We start from the raw sequence: 18835 nt of genomic DNA on the forward strand, positions 1-18835 counted from the left end.
CAGCCGCGACGCAACGCTGTGTCGTGGCGGGACCGCTTGAGTCTGCCGGCGTCGGCGCCTACCGTGGCGCCTTCGCTGCCAGGCTCCCCCATGTCCCCACTCGCTTCCCAGGCCGATGCGGCACCCGCCGGCCTGTCCTCCGGCCTGATCGCGCTGTTCGCCGCCGCCTGCGGCCTGGCGGTGGCCAACATCTATTTCTCGCAACCGCTGATCGGCATCATCGCGCCGGAACTGCGGCTGCACGCGGGCCTGGCCGGGCTGATCGTGGCGCTGACCCAGCTCGGCTACGGCGCCGGCCTGCTGTTGCTGGTGCCGCTGGCCGACGTGGCCGAGAACCGGCGCCTGGCGATCCTGCTGCTGGGCGGGGTGGTGCTGGGCCTGGTCGGCATCGGCCTGTCGCAATCGGCGGCCAGCTTCCTGATCGGCTCGTTCGTGGTCGGTGTGTGCGCGGTGGCCACGCAGATCCTGGTGCCGTTCGCCTCGCACCTGGCGCCGGAGGCCAGCCGCGGCCGCGTGGTCGGCACGGTGATGGGCGGGTTGCTGGCCGGGATCATGCTGGCGCGGCCGTTCTCCAGCTTCGTCGCCGCCACCCTGGGCTGGCGCGCGGTGTTCTTCCTGTCCGCCGGCATGATGCTGCTGCTGATGGCGGTGCTGCGCTGGCGCCTGCCGCAGCGCCGGCCCGCGCAGCGCGCGTCCTATGCGGCGGTGCTGGCCTCGCTGCCGCGCCTGTATGCCGCCACCCCGCTGCTGCGCCGGCGCGCGTTCTACCAGGGCATGATGTTCGCCGCGTTCAACGTGTTCTGGACCGGCTCGCCGCTGCTGCTGGCGCAGTCCTTCGGCATGGACCAGCGGCATATCGCGCTGTTCGCGCTGGCCGGCGCCGCCGGTGCCCTGGTCGCGCCGCTGGCCGGGCGCATGGCCGACCGCGGCTGGACCCGCCCCGCCACCGGCTGGGCGCTGGCCGCGGCGGCACTGTCGTTCGGCATCGGCGCCTGGGCCGCGCACGCGCATGCGCTGGCGTGGCTGGTGGTCGCCGCGCTGGTGCTGGATGCGGCGGTGCAGGTCTGCCAGGTGCTGAGCCTGCGCAGCATCTACATGCTGGCGCCGGAGCAGCGCGGCCGCCTCAACGGCCTGTTCATGACCTCGGTGTTCCTGTGCGGCGCCACCGGCTCGGTGCTGGCCGCGGCGGTGTTCGCCTACGCCGGCTGGCCGGGGCTGTCGCTGCTCGGCGCCGGCTTCGGCACGGCCGCGCTGCTGTTCTACTTCAGCGAGTTCAGGCGGACGGCGGTGCCGGTGCGCTGAGTGGGTGCCGGTGCCTGCTGCTTGGATCGGATGAAGCACGCATCCGTTCCAAGGCATGCATTTACCGCAACCGGCAGGCCGTGGCCTGGCGCAATTTGTCCCTTCTCCCATCGGGACCATGGCCCCCTTTTCGGGGGAAGGTGCCCCGCAGGGGCGGATGAGGGTGCGGGCGAAGCCTCGTGCGCCCAACCTCCGCGGGTCGCTGCGCGCCGGACCCTCACCCCAACCCCTCTCCCGGGGGGGAGAGGGGCTAAGCGTGGCGGTTGTTATTTCTTCCAGAACTGCCATTTCGGCGCCGGCTTGGCCGCCGCCGTGGAGGCTTGCTGCGGCGCCAGGCTGCCTTGCAATTGGCTCAGGCGGCCCAGCGCGTCGAAGGCGAGCGTGATCCGGCTGCCGCCGCGCGTGGCGATGGTCTGTCCGGGTTCGCGCTGCAGCGCATAGCCCTGGTCGTCGAGGAAGCCCTCGGTCATCGCGCGATGGTCGAGCGGGAACTGCGCGACCAATTGCCCGAGCAGGCGCAGCACGCGCGGGTCGTCGCACGGCGCGAACACCGTGGCGGGAACGTCGTCGAGCAGGAAGAACAGCGCGCCGCCGCGGTACGGGCCGCGGTAATAGCAGCGTGCGCTCAGCGCGGCGGCGAGCAGGGCGATGGCATGGCCGTCGTCGTCCAGCGGCAGCGACGCCGTGGCCAGTTCGTCGGGGCCGTCGCGCTCGCCGCGCTCGCGCAACGCGTTGGCCGCGACCAGCAGGTTCTCCGGCAGGTTGCTGGCGGTGTTGGCCCAGGCCCATAGCCAACTGGCGCTGTCCTCGGCGGCGCTGCCCAGCAGTTGCACCGGGAAGTGCAGGTCGTCGCCGAAGTGCGCGATCCCCTCGGCCAGATCCAGGCGCCAGCCGCGCTCGCCGAGCAGGTCGGCCAGCGCCATCTGGCGGGCGAAGGCGGTGCCGATGTGGCGCGCCAGCAGGGTCTGGAAGGACGCTGTCATTGCGGCGGCTGCTCGCGCCGCAGCAGGCTGTGGCGCCGCCCGTAGAGCAGATAGGCGACCACGCCGATCGCGTTCCACAGCGCGAACCACTTCTGCGTGGTGTACGGCAGGCTCCAGAACAGGTACAGGCAGCCGCCGATCGCCAGCGGCGCGACCACCCAGGCCAGCGGCGTGCGGAACTTGCGCTCGCGGCCGGGTTCGCGCACGCGCAGCACCAACAGGCACGCGGCCACCGCGATGAACGCAGCCAGGGTGCCGGCGTTGGCCAGCGCGGCGATCTCGTCCAGCCGCGCCACGCCGGCCAGCGCCGCCACCAGGATCGCGGTGAACAGCGTGGTCGCCACCGGCGTGCCGGTGCGCGCGCTGACCTTGGACAGGCCGCGCGGCAGCAGCCCGTCGCGCGACATCACGAAGAAGATCCGGCTCTGCCCGTACAGGAACGCCAGCAAGACCGTCGGCAGCGCGATCACCGCGACGACGCCGATCGCCGCGGCGGCCTTGCCATGGCCGAGTTCGCGCAGGATCAGCGCCAGCGGCTCGGAACTCTTGCCGAACACGGTGAAGCTCATCGCGCCCACCGCGGCCAGCGCCACCAGCACGTAGATCAGGGTGCAGCCGACCATCGAGCCGACGATGCCGATCGACAGGTCGCGCCCGGGATTCTTGGTCTCCTCGGCCGCGGTGGAAATCGCGTCGAAGCCGTAGAAGGCGAAGAAGATGATCGCCGCCGCCGCCATCACCCCGCGCTCCACGCCGTCGCCGCCCAGCGTCTTGGGGAATCCGTAGGGCATGAACGGCTGCAGGTTCTGGCTGTCGAAGGCCGGCAGCGCGATGGCGACGAACACGCCCAGCGCCACGATCTTGAGCAGCACCAGCACCGCGTTGAGCGTGGCGCTCTCCCTGGTGCCGGCCATCAGCATGCCCGCGACCAGGAAGGTGATCACCACCGCCGGCAGGTTGACGATGCCGCCGGCATGCGGCCCGGCGACCAGCGCATGCGGCATCTGCACGCCCAGCCATTGCAGGAAGCCGACGAAGTAGCCCGACCAGCCCACCGCCACCGTGCTGACCACCAGCGAGTACTCCAGGATCAGGCTCCAGCCCACCACCCAGGCGATGCTCTCGCCGAGCGCGATGTAGCTGTAGGTGTAGGCGCTGCCGGCGGCCGGCATCAGCGTCGCCATCTCCGCGTAGGCCAGCGCGGCGCAGGCGCAGATCGCCCCGGCCACCGCGAACGACAGCAGCACCGCGGGGCCGGCCTTGTCGGCGCCGACCCCGATCAGGGTATAGATGCCGGTGCCGACGATCGCGCCGATGCCCAGCGCCACCAGGTGCGGCCAGCTCAGCGTGGGCACCAGCCGGCGCCCGGCTTCGTGGACGGTGACCAGGTCGAGCGACTTGCGCCGGAACAGGAACGACATGCGGGCCTCGGGGAGCGACGGGACAAGCCCGCGAGTGTCGCCCAATGCGGTGCAGCAATGCTATGCCCGGCCGCCCGGTCCGATGCCGCGCCGGCGGCAGGCGCGGCCGGCAGCGCGACGCGCGGCAAGCGCCGCCGGCGCCAGCGCTACAGCCCGATCCGCTCGGCCAGCCGCACCAGTTCGGCGAGCGAGCCGGCCTTCATCTTGCGCATCGCCTGGCCGCGCCGCACCTTCACCGTGATCTCGCTGAGCTGCAGCCGCGCGGCGACCTGCTTGTTCAACAGCCCCTGCACCACCAGCCGGGTCACCTCCTGCTCGCCTGGGGTCAGCGTCGCCCAGCGGCCGCGCAGTTCGGCCAGCACGGCCTCGCGCTGGCGCCGCTCGCGGTCGCGGGCGATGCCGTGCTGGATCGCGTCGAGCAGGTCCTGGTCGCGGAACGGCTTGGTCAGGAATTCGATCGCGCCGTTCTTCATCGCTTCCACGCTCATCGCGATGTCGCCGTGGCCGGTGATGAAGATGGTCGGCAGGGTCAAGCCGGCCTCCAGCAGTTGCCGGTGGAATTCCATGCCGCTCTGCCCCGGCATGCGGATGTCCAGCACCATGCAGCTGGGCGCGTCGGCCAGCGGGTGCTGCAGGAACTCGCCGCTGGAACCGAACGCGTGCACCTGCAGGTCGACCGAGGCGAACAGGTCTTCCAGCGCGGCGCGGATCGAGGGATCGTCGTCGATCAGGTACACCACCGGGCGGCGCTCGGACACGGGCAGGTTCATAGGCGCGCTCCGGATCTGGCGGCCGGCAGGCACACGCCGAACACGGCGCCGCAGGGGCTGCGCGGCGCGGCCCAGATGCGTCCGCCGCTGGCCTCGACGATGCTGCGGCTGATGCTCAGGCCGATGCCGATGCCGTCGGGCTTGGTGGTCCAGAACGCGTCGAACAGGCGCGCTTGCGCCTCGGCGGAGAGGCCCACGCCGGCGTCGGCCACGCTCAGCCGCACCGCACGCGCGTCCTCCGGCGCGGTGCCGATCAGGATCTCGCGCGCCTGCGCCGGGGTCTGCGCCATCGCCTCCATCGCGTTCAACAACAGGTTGACCACCACCTGCTGGACCTGCACCCGGTCGGCCAGCACCGGCGGCAATGCCGGCGCCAGTTCCACCCGCACCGCGATGGCGTTGTGCTCCAGTTCGCTGCGCGACAGCGCCAGCACCTCCAGCACCGCGGCGTTGAGGTCGAACTCGCTCTTGCGCGGCGCCTCGCCCTTGCTGAGGCTGCGGATCCGCGCGATCACCTCGCTGGCGCGGTTGGCGTCGTCGAGGATCCGCTGCAGTGCCGCGTGCGCCTTGTCCAGGTTTGGCGGCTGCTGGCCGAGCCAGCGCTGGCAGGCGTTGCCGCTGGTGACGATGGCGGCCAGCGGCTGGTTGACCTCGTGCGCGATCGAGGCGGTCAGGCTGCCCAGGCTGCGCGCGCGCGCCAGCCGCAGCAGCTGCGCCTGCGCGTCGTGCGCGGCGGCCTTGGCGTGTTCCATCTGCACCGCGATGGAGGTGGTCACCGCCACCACCACGATGCTGATGACCGAGTTGATCACCCCCACCCGGTACGCGCCGGCGGAGCTGAGCTGGAAGCTGAGCACGATCAGCGCGATGCAGGCGCCGGCCAGCAGCAGCATGCCCGCGCGGGTGAGCAGCCGCACTGCGACCAGGATGACCAAGGTATAGAACAGCGCGGCGGCGACCCCGTAGTCGGTCAGCGTATCGGCGGCGAAGATCGCGCCCAGCGCCGCCAGCAGCGCCGCCAGCGCGAGCAGGCGGCGGTGCGGCGAAGGCGACTTGAAGCAGCGGGTCATCGGGGTCATGGCAGGGGCGGATGGCGTGGCGGACGCGTCAGCCTTCGGCGCCGGCGTTCCAGAACGCCTGTTGTACACCCGGCTCGCCTTCCAGTTGCTGGATCACCGCATCCAGTTCCTCGGCGCGCACCGCGGTCGCGTACAGCGTCGCGGCGATCTCCACGTCGTGCTGGCCGAACGGATGCTGGTCCACTTCGCGCGCCGGGTAGTGCGCCGCTTCCAGCAGGTCGATCAGCCGCTCGCGCACCTCGCCGTGCACGCCGCGGGCGCAGATCACGTAGAACACGTAGGTCGCCTCGATCGAGGATTCCTCCAGCGGCCGCCGGTTGATCCGGTTCACCACCGGGCGCAGCAGGGTATTGCTCAGCAGCACGAATACCGCCGCCAGTACCGCCTCGGCGACCAGCCCGGCGCCGGCGCAGGCGCCGACCGCGCCGGAGCCCCACAGCGTGGCCGCGGTGTTGAGCCCGGTGATGTTGGCGCCCTCCTTCATGATCGCGCCGGCGCCGAGGAAGCCGATGCCGGACACCACGTAGGCCACCACCTGCACCGCGCCCTGGGTGCCGCCGTGGATCTCGAACAGGCGGTCGCCGAGCGAGACGAAGATGGCCGCGCCGACCGCGACCAGGGTATTGGTGCGCAGGCCGGCGGTGCGCTGCCGCACCTGCCGCTCGAAGCCGATGAGCGCGCCCAGGGCGAAGGCGGTGGACAGGCTCACCAGGGTGTCGAGCAGCGAGGCGAGATTGAACAGGCGCAGCGCTTCCATCAGCGTGGGGACCGGTGGCGGATCGAATGGGTCATCGCAAGGCCTGCACGGATGTCGGGCGACAAGGTCTTGGCATGATGCGGCAGATTCGTGGCAAGCATGCGGCGCAGCATCGCCGTCGCGCCTGAGCACCAGCCCAGCAAGGTTTGCCACCTGCCCGGTACCGTCGCCGCGACAGGACCGGGCTGGCGCAGGCGCCGCCGCGCCGGCCGCGACAGGCGCACCAGCACGCGGATGCGGTCGTCGCCGGGCAGCAGCGACAGCGCATCGGCCAGCACGCGCCCGGGGAAGTTGGACAGTGCCTTGGCGCAGGCGCGAACGCCGTGGGCGGCGAGCAGCTGGCACAGGATGTCGGCGCGATGCATGGCCACCGCCGCACGCAGGGCGCGGTGCAGGGCGCGTTGGAAACGGGACGTGTAGAACAGCATGAGAACCTCCTTCCGGCGCGCCACCGGAAGGAACGCCTCAGCCCTGCGGGCGGGGAGACGTCTCCGGGTCGGTACCGGGCAAACGTGAAAAGGGAAGCGAAGGCGGGAGCGTGGCGATGGCGCCACGCGGATGCGGGTCAGGGTCCATGGCGGTCTCCGGAAGAAGGCGGGAACGTGGCGGCTGCGGCGTTGGCGACGGACGCAGGCCGCATGGGTGTGGACGCAGTGGCGGCGGTGCTGCGACAGGACACGGCGTCCGCACGTCGCCAACGCGGGCGGCAGGGAGCGCACGGGGTCTTGTCGTGCTGGCCGGGCGGCCGCGTCGCGACGCGGCAAAGCTTGGCATACGTGGCCTGGCGCAGGCCACCGCGCATGCGGCGTTTTTTCATGGCCATGCGCATCGCCCGCCTATACCAACGTATCGTCGCCGCCGAAGGCAGTGCCGCTGCGGCCCGCGCTGCGCGAGGAACGGCTACGGGATGCCGTTGCGTCCGTGCGCCAGGAAGCCGGGGCGTGCCGACAGGCGTTCGTAGTACGCCGCCACTGCCGGCAGCGCCGGCCGCGGCATCGGCGTGGCCATCCAGCGCTGGGTGGACAGGCCGAGCACGATGTCGGCCAGGGTGAAGTCCGCGCCCGCCGCATAGGCGCCGGTGCGCTGCAGCTGCGCGTCGAGGATGCCCATGTGCCGGTGCCAGCCGGCCACGCCCTGCGCCAGCGCCTGCGCATCGCGATGCGCGGGGCTGTCGCGGACCAGCGCCATGAACGCGTAGCGCCACGCGTTGTTGAGTTCGGTGGCCTGCCAGTCCATCCACTGCTCGACAATCGCCCGCGCCTGCGGCGCGGTCGGCAGCAGGTCCGCGCGCTGCTGGCGCGCCGCCAGGTAGCGGCAGATGCTGTTGGATTCCCACAGCACGAAGTCGCCGTCGCGCAGCACCGGCACCAGCGCGTTCGGGTTCAAGGCGCGGAAATCCGGCGTGTCCACCGCGGCGAAGCCGGCGCCGTAGGGCAGCTGCTCGATCGCCAGGTCCAGTTCCGCGCACAGCCACAGCACCTTGCGCACGTTGATCGAGGAGGACTTGCCGTAGAGGGTGAGCATGGACTGTGTGCCGGGTGCGAGCGGTGCAGCGTGCACCGGCGCGCTTGCCGGCGCAATGCGGTCGTGCCTGGCAGCGACTGCGGCCTGCGTCACCGTCGGCGTTGCATCCGGCGCAGCGCCTGAGACGCGGCCGGCTACACTGGCGGCATGCAAACCGATCCCCATTTCCTGATCCTGGCCGGCCTGCTGTGCGCCGTCATCGTGCTGTTGCTGGCGCAGCTGCTGCGGCGGACCGACCACACGGCGCTGGAGCAGGCCCTGCGCGAGGAATCGCGCAACGGCCGCGGCGAGTTGCGCGAGCAGCTCGACAGCCTGGCGCGGCAGCAGGACGCGCGCAGCGAGGGCTTCGCCCGCCATCTCGCCGACCTGTCCACCCGCACCGACCAGCGCCTGGACCTGCTGCGCGAGGCCTTGACCGAGGACGCGCGCCGCGGCCGGGTCGAGGCCGGCGAGGCGCAGCAGCGCGTGGCCGAACTGCTGAACCAGCGCCTGGTCGAGATGCGCGGCCAGCTCGACGCGTTCGGCCAGCAGCAGGACGCGCGCATGCTGCATTTCGGCCAGCAGCAGAGCGAGCTGATCGCGCGCATCGACGCGCACCTGACCGCGCTGCGCGAGACCCTGGTCGAGGACGCGCGCAAGGCCCGCCTGGAAGGCGCCGAGTCGCAGCAGCGCTTCGCCGACACGCTCGGCCAGCGGCTCAACGAACTGATCCAGCGCAACGAGCAGCGCATCGGCGAGATGCGCGGCACCCTGGAAGAGCGGCTGAAGGAACTGCAGGCCGACAACGCGGCCAAGCTCGAGCAGATGCGCGGCACCGTCGACGAGAAGCTGCAGACCACCCTCAACACGCGCCTGGACGCCTCGTTCAAGCTGGTCTCCGAGCGGCTCGAGCAGGTCCAGCGCGGGCTGGGCGAAATGCAGCAGCTGGCCACCGGCGTCGGCGATCTCAAGCGCGTGCTGAGCAACGTCAAGAACCGCGGCGGCTGGGGCGAGGTGCAGCTGGAGAACATCCTCGAGCAGACCCTGACCCAGGAACAGTACGCGCGCGGCGTGCGGGTGCGCCCGGAGCGCAACGAGGCGGTCGATTTCGCGGTGCGCCTGCCCGGCCGCGGCCACGAGGACACGCCGGTATGGCTGCCGATCGACGCCAAGTTCCCGCGCGAGGACTACGAGCGGCTGCTCGACGCGCAGGAGCAGGGCGACCCGGAGCTGGTGCTGGCCACGGGCGCGCAGCTGGAACGCGCGATCCGGGTGCAGGCCAAGTCGATCAGCGACAAGTACATCGCCCCGCCGCACACCACCGATTTCGCGGTGATGTTCCTGCCCACCGAGGGCCTGTACGCCGAAACCCTGCGCCGCCCCGGCCTGGCCGACCTGCTGCAGCGCGAGCACCGCATCGTCATCGCCGGCCCCACCACCGTCACCGCGCTGCTCAACAGCCTGCAGATGGGCTTCCGCACGCTGGCCATCGAGAAGCGCTCCAGCGAAGTGTGGGGCGTGCTGGCCGCGGTCAAGAGCGAGTTCGGCAAGTTCGCCGGGATCCTGGAAAAGGCCGAGAAGCAGATCGGCACCGTCGGCAAGAGCCTGGGCGATGCCAGCCGCAAGACCCGCACCATCGAGCGCCGCCTGCGCGGGGTGGAGACCCTGGCCGATGCGCAGTTCGCGCCACTGCTGGATCTCGAACTGCCCAGCGCCGATGCCGACGCGGACGAGGATCCGGCACGCGACGAGCAGGAATAGGCGGTATCGGGCACGCCACGCACCTCGCCGCGCGGCGCGGCGCGTGGCGCAGCGGCTGGCCGATGTGCCGCGCGCGCTGCTTCGAGTTGCCCATCGCCGATACCGGCGACGAGATCTCACGCGCCAGAACAAGGACGCGGCGCTATCGCGCCCGCCGATGCACCCGCTCGCCACAGGCGCATTGCGATACTGCGCGCCGAAACCTGGCCGAATGGAGACGCCGATGTCGATGCGATGGTGCATGCCCCTGTTGTCCTGCCTGTTGCTGGCTGCCTGCAGTAGCGGTCCAAGCCCGCAGGCGACCCCCGCGGCATCCGCGCCACAGGCGGGCGGCGATGGCGCCGCTGCGGCCGACGCCGCGGCGTGCACGGCACAGGGCGGCAGCCTGCGCCCGCTCGGCCGGCGCGGACTGCTCAAGTGCGTGATCCCGTTCGCCGATGCCGGCAAGACGTGCAGCGACAAGAGCCAGTGCCGCGGCGACTGCCTGGCGGTCACGCCGGTGCCTACCGGCGCCGCCGCGCAGGGCGTATGCCAGCGCGACATCAGCGAGAACTACGGCTGCCGGCAGGCCGTGCAAGGCGGCGTGGGCAGATCGCAGGTCTGCATCGACTGAGGGCGCGCGCTCCAGCGCCGAGCGGGGCGCGCTGGGTCTGCCATCACCAACCCGCAGGCCGCTCCTGAGCGCGCGGGGCAGCGTCATGACTCCGGCGTGGACGCATGCGCGCTCCTGCCCCGTGCACGGACAGGAGCGGCGCGGTTTGCCCGGATGAAGCACGCGCCCAGGTCGCGGCGCGATAGCCGCTGTGCGGCCAGGCGCCTATGCTTGCGCTCCATCTTGTTGCAGGAGCCGCACGTGAGCCAATCGATCTACGACATCCCGTTGACCACCATCGACGGCCAGCCCGCTTTGCTGGCCACGCATCGCGGCAAGGTGCTGCTGGTCGTCAACGTCGCCTCCAAGTGCGGCCTGACCAAGCAGTACGAAGGGCTGGAAGCGCTGTACCGCGAAAAGCACGCCGCCGGGCTGGACGTGCTCGGTTTCCCGGCCAACGACTTCAAGGGCCAGGAGCCGGGCAGCGAGGCGGAGATCCAGCAGTTCTGCCAGCTCACCTACGACGTGACCTTCCCGATGTTCGCCAAGATCGCGGTCACCGGCGAGGCCACGCATCCGCTGTACCGCGCGCTGATCCAGGCGCAGCCGCACACCGAGGGTGAAGGCCCGATGCGCGAGAAGCTGGTCGGCTATGGCATCGAGCCCAATCCGGCGCCGGGCGTGCTGTGGAACTTCGAGAAGTTCCTGGTCGGCCGCGACGGCCAGGTGCTGGGCCGCTTCGCCCCGGACGTGACCGCCGAGGACCCGCGCCTGCGCACGGCGCTCGAGGCGGCGCTGGCGTAAACGGCTTGCGGCGTTCGCTGCCGCAAGGCGATGCCTGTGCTATCCGGATGCATATAGGAGTGGCTTCGGTGGCCGCTGCCCATGCGTCCTGACGGATCGCCGAAAGCTTTGGAAATCCCCGCTCCGTTCGTCGCGGCCGAAGCCGCTCCTACAGTGGGGACGCAGTTGGCTCGTTGAGTTGCGGTTGCGTGCAGTCCGCTACGCCGCCGTCGCCTTCGTTATTGCTTTGGCTTTGGCTTTGGTTTTGGCTTTGGCTTTGGCTGTCGCTTTTGACTTGCCGGGTTCCCTTCCGCAGCGGCGGCCATGGCGGGGAAAAACCCCGAAGGGGCGGCGCACATGGATGTGCGCCGTTCGCGGCAGGGGCAGGATGCCCCTTCCGCGAATCCCCGTCATGGACGCGGACCCGGAGCGCGCAGCGCGGAGGGCGCAAGGCAGGGCGCGCTTTCTTTTGGTTACTTTTCTTTGCGCGAGCAAAGAAAAGTGACTCGCCGCAAGGCGAAAGCGTTTGCCTTGGTTCTGGCATTGAGATCTTGAAGCTTTGAAGCAAGAGCAACAGCTTCCGCTGGCGCGGGTCACTTTTCTTTGCTTGTGCAAAGAAAAGTAACCAAAAGAAAGCACACCCCGCAGCGCGCCCTCCGCGCTGCGCGCTCCGGGTCCGCAGCCCCGACGGGCATTTTTCGATGGCACTTGTCCGCTACGCGGCCAAGCCCGGGGCAAGCGCCTCGCGGCGCTTGCCCGTTCGCCGGGGCGAAGCAGTGCTTCGCCTTTATCCGGCTCACCCATGTGCCAGCGAAAAACGACGCGCATCCTGCGCGTCGCCCTTCGGGTATTCGCCCGCCGGGGCTGCCGCGCCGAGGGGACCCGGTAGATCAAAAGCAAAGCAACAGCACAAGCACAGCAGAAGCACAGCAGGAGCACAGCAGGAGCACAGCAGGAGCACAGCAGGAGCACAGCAGGAGCAACAGCAGGAGCAACAGCAGGAGCAACAGCAGGAGCACAGCAGGAGCAACGGCAACAGCAACAGCAACAGCAGGGTCCAACGGGGCGGGGCATCCGTCGCGGCCATCGCGTGCTGCGCTACGTGGCGTGCCCCAGCAACGCTTGGGACGCGATGCGCCTACCTTGGCGGTGGCAGGAAAAATCCAGCCACAAAAAAACCCGGCCGCAGCCGGGTTTCTTCAGCGTCGCCCGAACCAGCGCGACTCAGCGGCTGCCGCCGCGCCACTCCGGGATCGGCATCGCGTCCACCGGCACGGTCGGGTTGGTCTCTTCCTCGCGCAGATAGTCGGGCAGGTCGTTGTCCTGGCGCTTGTTGTGGCTGCGCAGGTCGCCTTCGATCTGGTAGCTGCGGCGCTGCATCCACGCATCGCGGGTCAGCTGGTACTCGTCCGGCGCTTCGTCGCGCAGGCTGTCCAGCGACAGCAGCTGCGCGCGCGTGTCCACCAGCTGCAGGCCCTGCAGGCCGATGCGCACGGTGTCCTCCTCGATCTGCCGCAGCGGCGACAGCGGCGCGTCGCCGGCCAGGCCGAACACGTCGCGTACCGTGCGCGGCCCGAACAGCGGCAGCTCCACGTAGCGCGAACGGCGCCAGCCCCAGGCGCCGAGCGTCTGGCCGAAGTCCTCGCTGCGCCGCGGCAGCTTGGCGTCGCTGGCCGGGTCGAAGATGCCGGCGATGCCCAGCGTGCTGTTCATCAGGAACCGGCCCAGGGTCTGCCCGGCCTGCAGCGGACGGCCCTGCAGCAACTGGTTGACCATGGTCAGCGGCGAGCTGAGGTTGTCGAAGAAGTTGGTCACGCCCAGCCGCACCGGCCGCGGCACCACGTTGACGTAGGCGCGCGCCAGCGGCCGCGCCACGGTGCGGTCGACCACGTTGTTGAACTTGTGCACCTTGCGGTTGAACTTCTCCCACGGGTCGTAGCTCTGCGGCACGGCGACGCCGGCCGGCAGCGTCGCATCGGCGACCGGGTTGTACGGGTCGCTGCCGTACAGCGCGGCGTAGTCGTCTTCGGCGGCGGTCGCCGCGCCGCCGGTCGGCGGCACGCTCGCCGGTGCGGCCATCGCGTCGCCGGCGACCGGTGCGGCCGACGGCGGCGCCTGCGTCTCGGCGGCCGGCGACGCATCCATGGTGGTGCCTGCGCCGCCGTCGGCAACCGCCGCGTCGGCGGGCGTCGCCGGCGCAGCGGTCGCGGCCGGCGGCGGCGGGGGGCGCTTGGGGGTGCCGGCGCAGGCGCCCAGGGCGGCGGCCAGGGCCAGGGAAGTGAGGATACGCAGCACGTTCATGGGGTCAGCTCGCCGCCGGGGGAGATTGGAAATCCAGGGTCGGCGCCAGCCGGTAGGCGGCGCTCAATTCGGTCAGGCCGGCCGGGGCGCCATGGATGGCGACCTCGGCCTGGCCTTGCGCACGCAGGCGTGCGGCCAGTTCGGCGAGCAGCGCCAGGCCGGCGCTGTCCACCTGCGCCACCTCGCGCAGGTCCAGCGCACGCGCGCCGGCCAGCAGCGGCAGCGCCGCCGGCCACAGCGCGGTGGCCGCGGCGCGGTCGAGCACGCCGCTCAGCGCGAGCGTGTCGCCGTCGCGGCGCAGGCGCGGCTCACTTGCCACTGTTGCTCGCCGGTGCCACCTGCAGCGCGCCGTTGCGCAGATCGGCCGCGACCTGCGGGATCGACTTGGTGCGCAGCGGCGTGTCGAACTGGTTGCGAAAGGTCTGCACGTAGGACACGCCTTCCACCATCACGTCGAAGATCTTCCAGCTGCCGCCGGTGTTGCGCACCAGGTAGTCGACCGGGATCGGGTCGCCGCCGCTGCGCAGCAGTTCGGTGGAGACCTTGGCGCCGCGGCCGCCCGGCAGCGGGGTTTCCGACTTCACCCGCACCTGCGGCTTGCCTTCGAAGGTCAGCAGCGAGGTGCCGTAGCGCTGCATCAGGTTGTCGGCCATCGCATCGGCGAACAGCTTGACGTCGGCGTCGGAGGCGCCGCGGCCGTGCACGCCGAGCACCAGGCGCGCGGCGTAGTCGCGGTCGAAGGACTTGTCCATCTCGCTGTTGATGAATTGCTTGAGCGCGGCGTTGTTGCTCTTGAACTCGGCGCGGCGCTGTTCCAGCGTGGTCAGGATGCGGGTGCTGTTGTCGAGCACGACCTTGCTGGCCGACCCCTGCTGGGCGGCGGCAGCGGCCGGTGCGGCCTGGGCCAGCGCGGCGGTGGGGGCGGCGACGGCCAGGGCGGCGGCGAGAGCGGCGGAAAGCAGTGTGTTGGTCATGGCTTGGGTTCCGTTTCCGTAGAGGGAGTGGCGGTGTTCGCGGAGGATGCGGCAGCGGGCGTCGCGCCGGCGTTACCGCCGCTGCCGCTGCCGCCGCCGAACATGTACTTGCCGACCAGCTGGATCAGGTCCACCGCCGGCTGGGTGAAGGCGATCTCCTGGCCGGGCTTGAGCGTGTCCGGGTCGCCGCCGGGCTGCAGGCCGACGTAGCTTTCGCCGAGCAGGCCGCTGGTCAGGATGCCGGCCGAGGTGTCCGCCGGCAGGTCCTTGTAGCGGTCGTCGATGGCCAGGGTCACCACCGAGTCGAACTTGGCCGGATCCAGCTCGATCTTCGCCACCTGGCCGATGATCACCCCGCCGATCTTCACCGGCGCCTGCTGGCGCAGCTGGCCGATCTGCGAGAAGCGGGCGGTGAGCTCGTAGCGCCCGCCGCCGAAGCCCCACTGGCGGTTGGTGGAGGCGAGCGCCAGCACCAGCAGCGAGGCCAGGCCCAGCAGCAGGAAAGCGCCGACGGCGAACTCGAGACGGGGACCGCGGATAGCCATAACGTGTCTACCTTGTTGATTCATCTGGGCCGCGGCGACAGTGCCGCGGCCGGTGTGGCGGGAGCTCCCCGCCGGCGACGGCGGGGTTTGGCGCGCGGTTCCCTTACTGGAACAGCAGCGCCGACAGCACGAAATTGAACATCAGCACCAGCAGCGAGGCGTTCACCACCGCGCGCGTGGTGGCCACCGAGGTGCCCTCGATGGTCGGCTCGGCGTGGAAGCCGACGTACGAGGCGACCAGCGCCGCGGTACCGCCGAACACCGCCGACTTCAGCATCGCCACGCCGAAGTCGTCCCAGAAATCCACGCTGCTCGACAGCGCCGACCAGAACGTGCCGCGGTCCAGGCCGAGCACGTGCACCGCCTCGAAGTAGCTGGCGCTGATCGCCAGCGAGCAGAAGATGCCGGTCAGCAGCGGCACGGTCAGCACCGCCGCCCAGAAGCGCGGCGCCACCGCCTTGGCCACCGGGTCGATCGCCATCAGCTCCAGCGCCTTGATCTGGTCGGTGGCGCGCATCAGCCCCAGCTCGGCGGCGATCGAGCTGCCGGCGCGGCCGATGAACAGCAGCGCGGTCAGCACCGGCGCCAGTTCGCGGTACAGCGACAGCCCCAGCAGCGTGGACAGCGCATCGGAGGCGCCATAGGTCTGCAGCGTGCGGTAGCCCTGCAGGGTCAGCACCAGGCCGACGAAGGCGCCGCCGACGGCGATGATCGGCAGCGAGCGCGCGCCGATCTTGTAGATCTCGCGGACCAGTTCGGCCAGGAAATCGCGGGTCGGCAGCGAACCGCGCAGCACCGTGACCGAGAACAGCCCGGCGCGGCCGAGCGAGCGGATCGATTCGGCGAAGGCCATCAGGCGGCACTCCGCGCGCGCGGCGGCGCATCGAACGGGATCGGGCCGTCCGGGCGGCCGTGCAGGAACTGCTGCAGCAGCGGATCGGCGCTGGCCTGCAGCGCGTCCGGGGTGCCGGCGAAGACCACTCCGCCGTTGGCGATGGCCACCGCCTGGTCGCAGATCGGCAGGGTCTCGTGGACGTGGTGGCTGACGATGATGCTGGTCAGGCCGAGGGTGTCGTTGAGGCGCTGGATCAGGCTCATGATCACCCCGGAGGCGATCGGGTCCAGCCCGGTCAGCGGTTCGTCGTAGATCATCAGCGGCGGGTCCAGGGCCAGTGCGCGGGCCAGCGCCACGCGCCGCGCCATGCCGCCGGACAGCTCGCGCGGCCAGGCGTCGGCGGCGGCGAGCAGGCCCACCGCGTGCAGCTTCAGCGCCACCAGCCGTTGCAGCACCGGCTCGGGCAGGCGGGTGTGGGCGCGCAGCGGCAGCGCCACGTTCTCGGCCACGCTCAGGTCGGTGAGCAGGCCGTTGCCCTGCAGCAGCACCCCGATGCTCTTGCGCGTCTCGCGCAGCGCGCGGCTGCCGCGCGGCAGCGGCTGGCCGAACACCTCGACCGTGCCCGCGACCGGGACCAGCTCGCCGGTCAGCGCCGCCAGCAGGGTCGACTTGCCGCTGCCGGACGGGCCGAGCACGGCGGTGATGCTGCCGCGCGGCACCGACAGCGAGACGTCGCGCAGGATCGCGCGGCCGCCACGGTCGATGCGCACGCCCGACAGCTGCACCAAGTTGGATTCGGAAGACGCCATCGCGGCCTTTAACGGAAAATCAACACAGGATTGAACCAGTCCGCTGAACTTAACCGAACTGGGCCGTGCAGTATTGTCGCATCGGTCGAGCCCGCGTGCGCATGGTCCTGGGATGCCGTACATGCAACAGCGTGTATTGGACCCGGGGCTGGCCGGCTTCCTGGTTCGGGTGACCGGCCGCCGGCCCTGCTCCAGCGGCTGTGCCCGCAGGCCGGACGCTCCTCCTTCGCGGCACGGCCGCGCGGCCGTTGCCGCCGCCGCCGCGCGCGGTCCCGCGCCGACCGGGCGGGGCGGGACCGCCGAACCGCCGGATCCGCGTGGCGCTGCGGTGCCGGCCTTGAATGCGGTGCCGGGTCACGCCACGATGCACGGCGGCGATGGCGCCGTGACAGGGAGTCATAGATGGAATTGTTGACGTTGGAACACTTCGCCGGAAGCGTGAACGAGACCTTCGCCGCGGAGTTGAACGAGGGCGAGATCTCCTTCGTGCTGGTCGAGGCGCGGCCATTGCCGGCCAAATCCGCCGCGCTGCGCGCGCCGTTCTCGCTGCTGTTCCGCAATACCTCCTCGTTCCTGTTCCCGCAGCAGACCTACCGGATGCGGCACGCGCGGCTGGGCGAACTGGGCATCTTCCTGGTGCCGGTGGCGCGCGAGCGCGACGGCTTCCTGTACCAGGCGATCTTCAGCTGAGCGCCGGCGCCGCGCAGGCGGCGCGCCAATGCATCTCCAGGTGGGTGTCGCTGGCGTCGCCGGCGACGAAGCCCAAGCGCGCGTACAGGCGCTGCGCCTCGGGATTGGCGTGCAGCACGTGCAGCGACAGCGCGCATCCGGCCGCGGCCGCCAGCGCCTGCGCCTGCGCGATCAGCGCGGTGCCCACGCCTTGCCCGCGCCAGGCCGGCAGCAGGCTGATGTCGACCAGCACGTGACGCGCCGCGCCGCGCTGCAGGTAGAGCCTGCCCAGCGGCGCCTGCGCGGTCTCCACGATCAGGAAGTCGGCATCGGCGAAGTGGGCCAGGTAGTGCGCGTGCTGCAGCGCGAACTGCTGGTCGAGAAACGCGCGCTTGGCCGCTTCCGGCCACGGCACCGCCGCCAGTTCCGCGCTGCGGGTGCTGGCGTACAGGTCGCGCAGCCAGGGCAGGTCGGCATCGCGCGCGGAGCGCAGGCCGATGCCGCGCGCGCGCAGCGCCGCCGGCGCGGCGAGGCGATCGCCCCGGTCCGGGAAGCCGGCCGCGGTCACGACGCCGGCCTCAGCCGAACGCCGGATAGTCTCCGGACAGCGCGATGCAGAAGTTCACCGCCAGGTAGGGCTGCCGGTTCTCGTGCGCCAGGCCGTTGCCGGTGGGCAGCAGCGCGGTCGGCGAGAACTGCGTCTCGGGCTGCTGCACCGTCGCGAAGGGACGTGCCGTGCTGCTGCCCAGCGCGGACAAGCCCGCGCCGTTGGCGGGCGTGCCGCTTTTCTTGGTCCGATCCGTCTGCGAGAACGAGACGATGCCGTGGTCGTGTGGCGGGATCTGCGTGCTCAGCAGGCTGACCCCGATGCTGCCGAAGGCGTCGCCGCGCTGGCGGTTGGTCAACCCGCCGCCCTGGCCCTGTTCGCAGCCGGCGCGCGCGCAGAAATTCGGCAGTTGGAACGTGCTGGAGCCATTGCCGCCGTAGGCCACGCCCAGCAGCGAGTACAGCACCGTGTTCTGCGTGATCGGCAGCGTGGCGCCATTGCACAACGCCCAGCCGACGGGATTGAAATCGAAGCCGAACAGCTGGATTTCGCCGATGTAGGGTTCGGTCATGGATGCATTCCTCCGGTGGAACGGGCGGGCGCCGCGGCCAGCGCGGCACGCCGAATGGGATCAGCTCTGCTGCGGGAAGATGCCGGTGGTGGCGATGCAGTACTGCACCGTCAACGTGGGCATGGTGTTCTCGTGCGGTTGGCCGCCGCCGGTGAATGTGGTCGATTGCGTGGCCATCGGCGTCGCGGTGGCGCCGGTGCCGTCGGTTACGTAGAACACGTCGCCGGCGACCGTGGCCGGCAACAGCCCGGACGGCGCAGTCGCCGTTGCCGCGGCGGTGGTGGCGACCACCGTGTGCGTGTGCGCCGGCATCTGCAATTCGGTCAGTGCCACCGTCTCGGTGCCCGCGCGCTGGGCGATGACATAGTTGCTCAGGCCCGGTCCCTGGCCCTGGTGCAGCGGCACGCGCCCGCGCAGGTCCGGTACCGCGAACGTGTTCTGCCCATCGCCGCCGTAGAGCGTGCCGATCAGCACGAACAGGGTTTCGTATTCGGAGATCGACAGCAGGGTACCGTCGCATGCCTGCCAGCCCTGCGGGGTGCGGCCGAAGCCGAACAAACGGATTTCGCCGATGAATGGAGTGGCCATGGTGTCCTTCCTGGTCGGTGGTGCGCCGCGCGCCTGGAGTGCGGT

Annotated in this window: 21 protein-coding genes; 5 read left to right on the forward strand and 16 right to left on the reverse strand. The window is 70.9% G+C overall.

From position 1 onward, the window contains the following. The first annotated feature begins 90 nt into the window (after positions 1-90). Positions 91-1302: an MFS transporter gene (locus AB3X10_RS00575; protein WP_369978155.1), complete on the forward strand. Its 1212-nt coding sequence runs from the start codon at positions 91-93 to the stop codon at positions 1300-1302. Positions 1303-1568: 266 nt separating this feature from the next. Here AB3X10_RS00575 and AB3X10_RS00580 read toward each other — a convergent pair whose 3' ends face one another. The 7 genes from AB3X10_RS00580 to AB3X10_RS00610 all read right to left on the reverse strand — a co-directional run bounded on the left by AB3X10_RS00580 (position 1569) and on the right by AB3X10_RS00610 (position 7836). Next, the gene (locus tag AB3X10_RS00580; RefSeq protein ID WP_369978157.1) at positions 1569-2285 is read right to left on the reverse strand and encodes a DUF6882 domain-containing protein; all 717 of its coding nucleotides are present in this window, start codon (positions 2283-2285) and stop codon (positions 1569-1571) included. Next, on the reverse strand, positions 2282-3706 hold the full coding sequence (locus tag AB3X10_RS00585; RefSeq protein WP_369978159.1) for an amino acid permease: 1425 nt from the start codon (positions 3704-3706) through the stop codon (positions 2282-2284). Before AB3X10_RS00585 ends, AB3X10_RS00580 begins: the two co-directional genes overlap by 4 nt. Positions 3707-3852: 146 nt before the next feature. Beyond that, positions 3853-4464, reverse strand: coding sequence for a response regulator transcription factor (locus AB3X10_RS00590; protein WP_369981985.1), 612 nt, complete (start codon positions 4462-4464; stop codon positions 3853-3855). Positions 4465-4472: 8 nt separating this feature from the next. Then, on the reverse strand, positions 4473-5555 hold the full coding sequence (locus tag AB3X10_RS00595) for a sensor histidine kinase (RefSeq protein ID WP_369978161.1): 1083 nt from the start codon (positions 5553-5555) through the stop codon (positions 4473-4475). 28 nt (positions 5556-5583) lie between these two features. After that, positions 5584-6312, reverse strand: coding sequence for an MgtC/SapB family protein (locus tag AB3X10_RS00600; protein ID WP_369978162.1), 729 nt, complete (start codon positions 6310-6312; stop codon positions 5584-5586). Continuing rightward, positions 6312-6740 carry a hypothetical protein gene (locus AB3X10_RS00605; protein WP_369978163.1) on the reverse strand — a complete coding sequence of 143 codons (429 nt, stop codon included), beginning with the start codon at positions 6738-6740 and terminating at the stop codon, positions 6312-6314. The genes AB3X10_RS00600 and AB3X10_RS00605 overlap by 1 nt, the downstream gene beginning before the upstream one ends. 472 nt (positions 6741-7212) lie before the next feature. Further along, positions 7213-7836 carry a glutathione S-transferase family protein gene (locus AB3X10_RS00610; RefSeq protein ID WP_369978165.1) on the reverse strand — a complete coding sequence of 208 codons (624 nt, stop codon included), beginning with the start codon at positions 7834-7836 and terminating at the stop codon, positions 7213-7215. A 147-nt stretch (positions 7837-7983) separates the two neighbouring features. On the opposite strand from AB3X10_RS00610, the gene rmuC reads away from it, so the two are divergent. The 3 genes from rmuC to AB3X10_RS00625 all read left to right on the forward strand — a co-directional run bounded on the left by rmuC (position 7984) and on the right by AB3X10_RS00625 (position 10972). Beyond that, positions 7984-9576 (forward strand): DNA recombination protein RmuC, encoded by a 1593-nt coding sequence (gene rmuC / locus AB3X10_RS00615; protein WP_369978167.1) that lies wholly within the window; start codon positions 7984-7986, stop codon positions 9574-9576. Positions 9577-9799: 223 nt separating this feature from the next. Then, a complete protein-coding gene (locus AB3X10_RS00620; RefSeq protein WP_369981987.1) occupies positions 9800-10189 on the forward strand; it encodes a hypothetical protein in 390 nt (129 codons plus the stop codon). Positions 10190-10429: 240 nt separating this feature from the next. Then, positions 10430-10972, forward strand: coding sequence for a glutathione peroxidase (locus AB3X10_RS00625; RefSeq protein WP_369978169.1), 543 nt, complete (start codon positions 10430-10432; stop codon positions 10970-10972). Positions 10973-12175: 1203 nt separating this feature from the next. Here the strand turns inward: AB3X10_RS00625 and AB3X10_RS00630 are convergent. The 6 genes from AB3X10_RS00630 to AB3X10_RS00655 all read right to left on the reverse strand — a co-directional run bounded on the left by AB3X10_RS00630 (position 12176) and on the right by AB3X10_RS00655 (position 16415). Next, the gene (locus AB3X10_RS00630; RefSeq protein WP_369978171.1) at positions 12176-13252 is read right to left on the reverse strand and encodes a VacJ family lipoprotein; all 1077 of its coding nucleotides are present in this window, start codon (positions 13250-13252) and stop codon (positions 12176-12178) included. A 4-nt stretch (positions 13253-13256) separates the two neighbouring features. Continuing rightward, a complete protein-coding gene (locus AB3X10_RS00635) occupies positions 13257-13571 on the reverse strand; it encodes an STAS domain-containing protein (protein WP_369978172.1) in 315 nt (104 codons plus the stop codon). Next, positions 13561-14226, reverse strand: coding sequence for an MlaC/ttg2D family ABC transporter substrate-binding protein (locus AB3X10_RS00640; protein ID WP_369978174.1), 666 nt, complete (start codon positions 14224-14226; stop codon positions 13561-13563). The genes AB3X10_RS00635 and AB3X10_RS00640 overlap by 11 nt, the downstream gene beginning before the upstream one ends. Then, on the reverse strand, positions 14223-14771 hold the full coding sequence (gene mlaD, locus AB3X10_RS00645) for an outer membrane lipid asymmetry maintenance protein MlaD (RefSeq protein WP_004425475.1): 549 nt from the start codon (positions 14769-14771) through the stop codon (positions 14223-14225). Before mlaD ends, AB3X10_RS00640 begins: the two co-directional genes overlap by 4 nt. A 103-nt stretch (positions 14772-14874) precedes the next feature. Continuing rightward, positions 14875-15624 carry an MlaE family lipid ABC transporter permease subunit gene (locus tag AB3X10_RS00650; protein WP_369978177.1) on the reverse strand — a complete coding sequence of 250 codons (750 nt, stop codon included), beginning with the start codon at positions 15622-15624 and terminating at the stop codon, positions 14875-14877. Further along, entirely contained in the window at positions 15624-16415 is a 792-nt protein-coding gene (locus tag AB3X10_RS00655) for an ABC transporter ATP-binding protein (protein WP_369978179.1), read from the reverse strand. The genes AB3X10_RS00650 and AB3X10_RS00655 overlap by 1 nt, the downstream gene beginning before the upstream one ends. Before the next feature lie 402 nt (positions 16416-16817). Here AB3X10_RS00655 and AB3X10_RS00660 point away from each other — a divergent pair, with 402 nt between their 5' ends. Then, the gene (locus AB3X10_RS00660) at positions 16818-17105 is read left to right on the forward strand and encodes a DUF6916 family protein (RefSeq protein ID WP_369978181.1); all 288 of its coding nucleotides are present in this window, start codon (positions 16818-16820) and stop codon (positions 17103-17105) included. Here the strand turns inward: AB3X10_RS00660 and AB3X10_RS00665 are convergent. The 3 genes from AB3X10_RS00665 to AB3X10_RS00675 are packed head-to-tail and all read right to left on the reverse strand — an operon-like array spanning position 17098 to position 18790. After that, the gene (locus AB3X10_RS00665; protein WP_369978182.1) at positions 17098-17652 is read right to left on the reverse strand and encodes an N-acetyltransferase family protein; all 555 of its coding nucleotides are present in this window, start codon (positions 17650-17652) and stop codon (positions 17098-17100) included. The two genes, AB3X10_RS00660 and AB3X10_RS00665, sit on opposite strands and share 8 nt — an antisense overlap. Positions 17653-17662: 10 nt before the next feature. Beyond that, positions 17663-18202 (reverse strand): phage tail protein, encoded by a 540-nt coding sequence (locus tag AB3X10_RS00670; protein WP_369978184.1) that lies wholly within the window; start codon positions 18200-18202, stop codon positions 17663-17665. Positions 18203-18262: 60 nt separating this feature from the next. After that, positions 18263-18790, reverse strand: coding sequence for a phage tail protein (locus tag AB3X10_RS00675; RefSeq protein WP_369978185.1), 528 nt, complete (start codon positions 18788-18790; stop codon positions 18263-18265). Between the last annotated feature and the right edge of the window lie 45 nt (positions 18791-18835).

This window comes from Xanthomonas sp. DAR 80977 (assembly GCF_041240605.1).
In the GTDB taxonomy this organism is placed as follows: Bacteria; Pseudomonadota; Gammaproteobacteria; order Xanthomonadales; family Xanthomonadaceae; genus Xanthomonas_A; species Xanthomonas_A bundabergensis.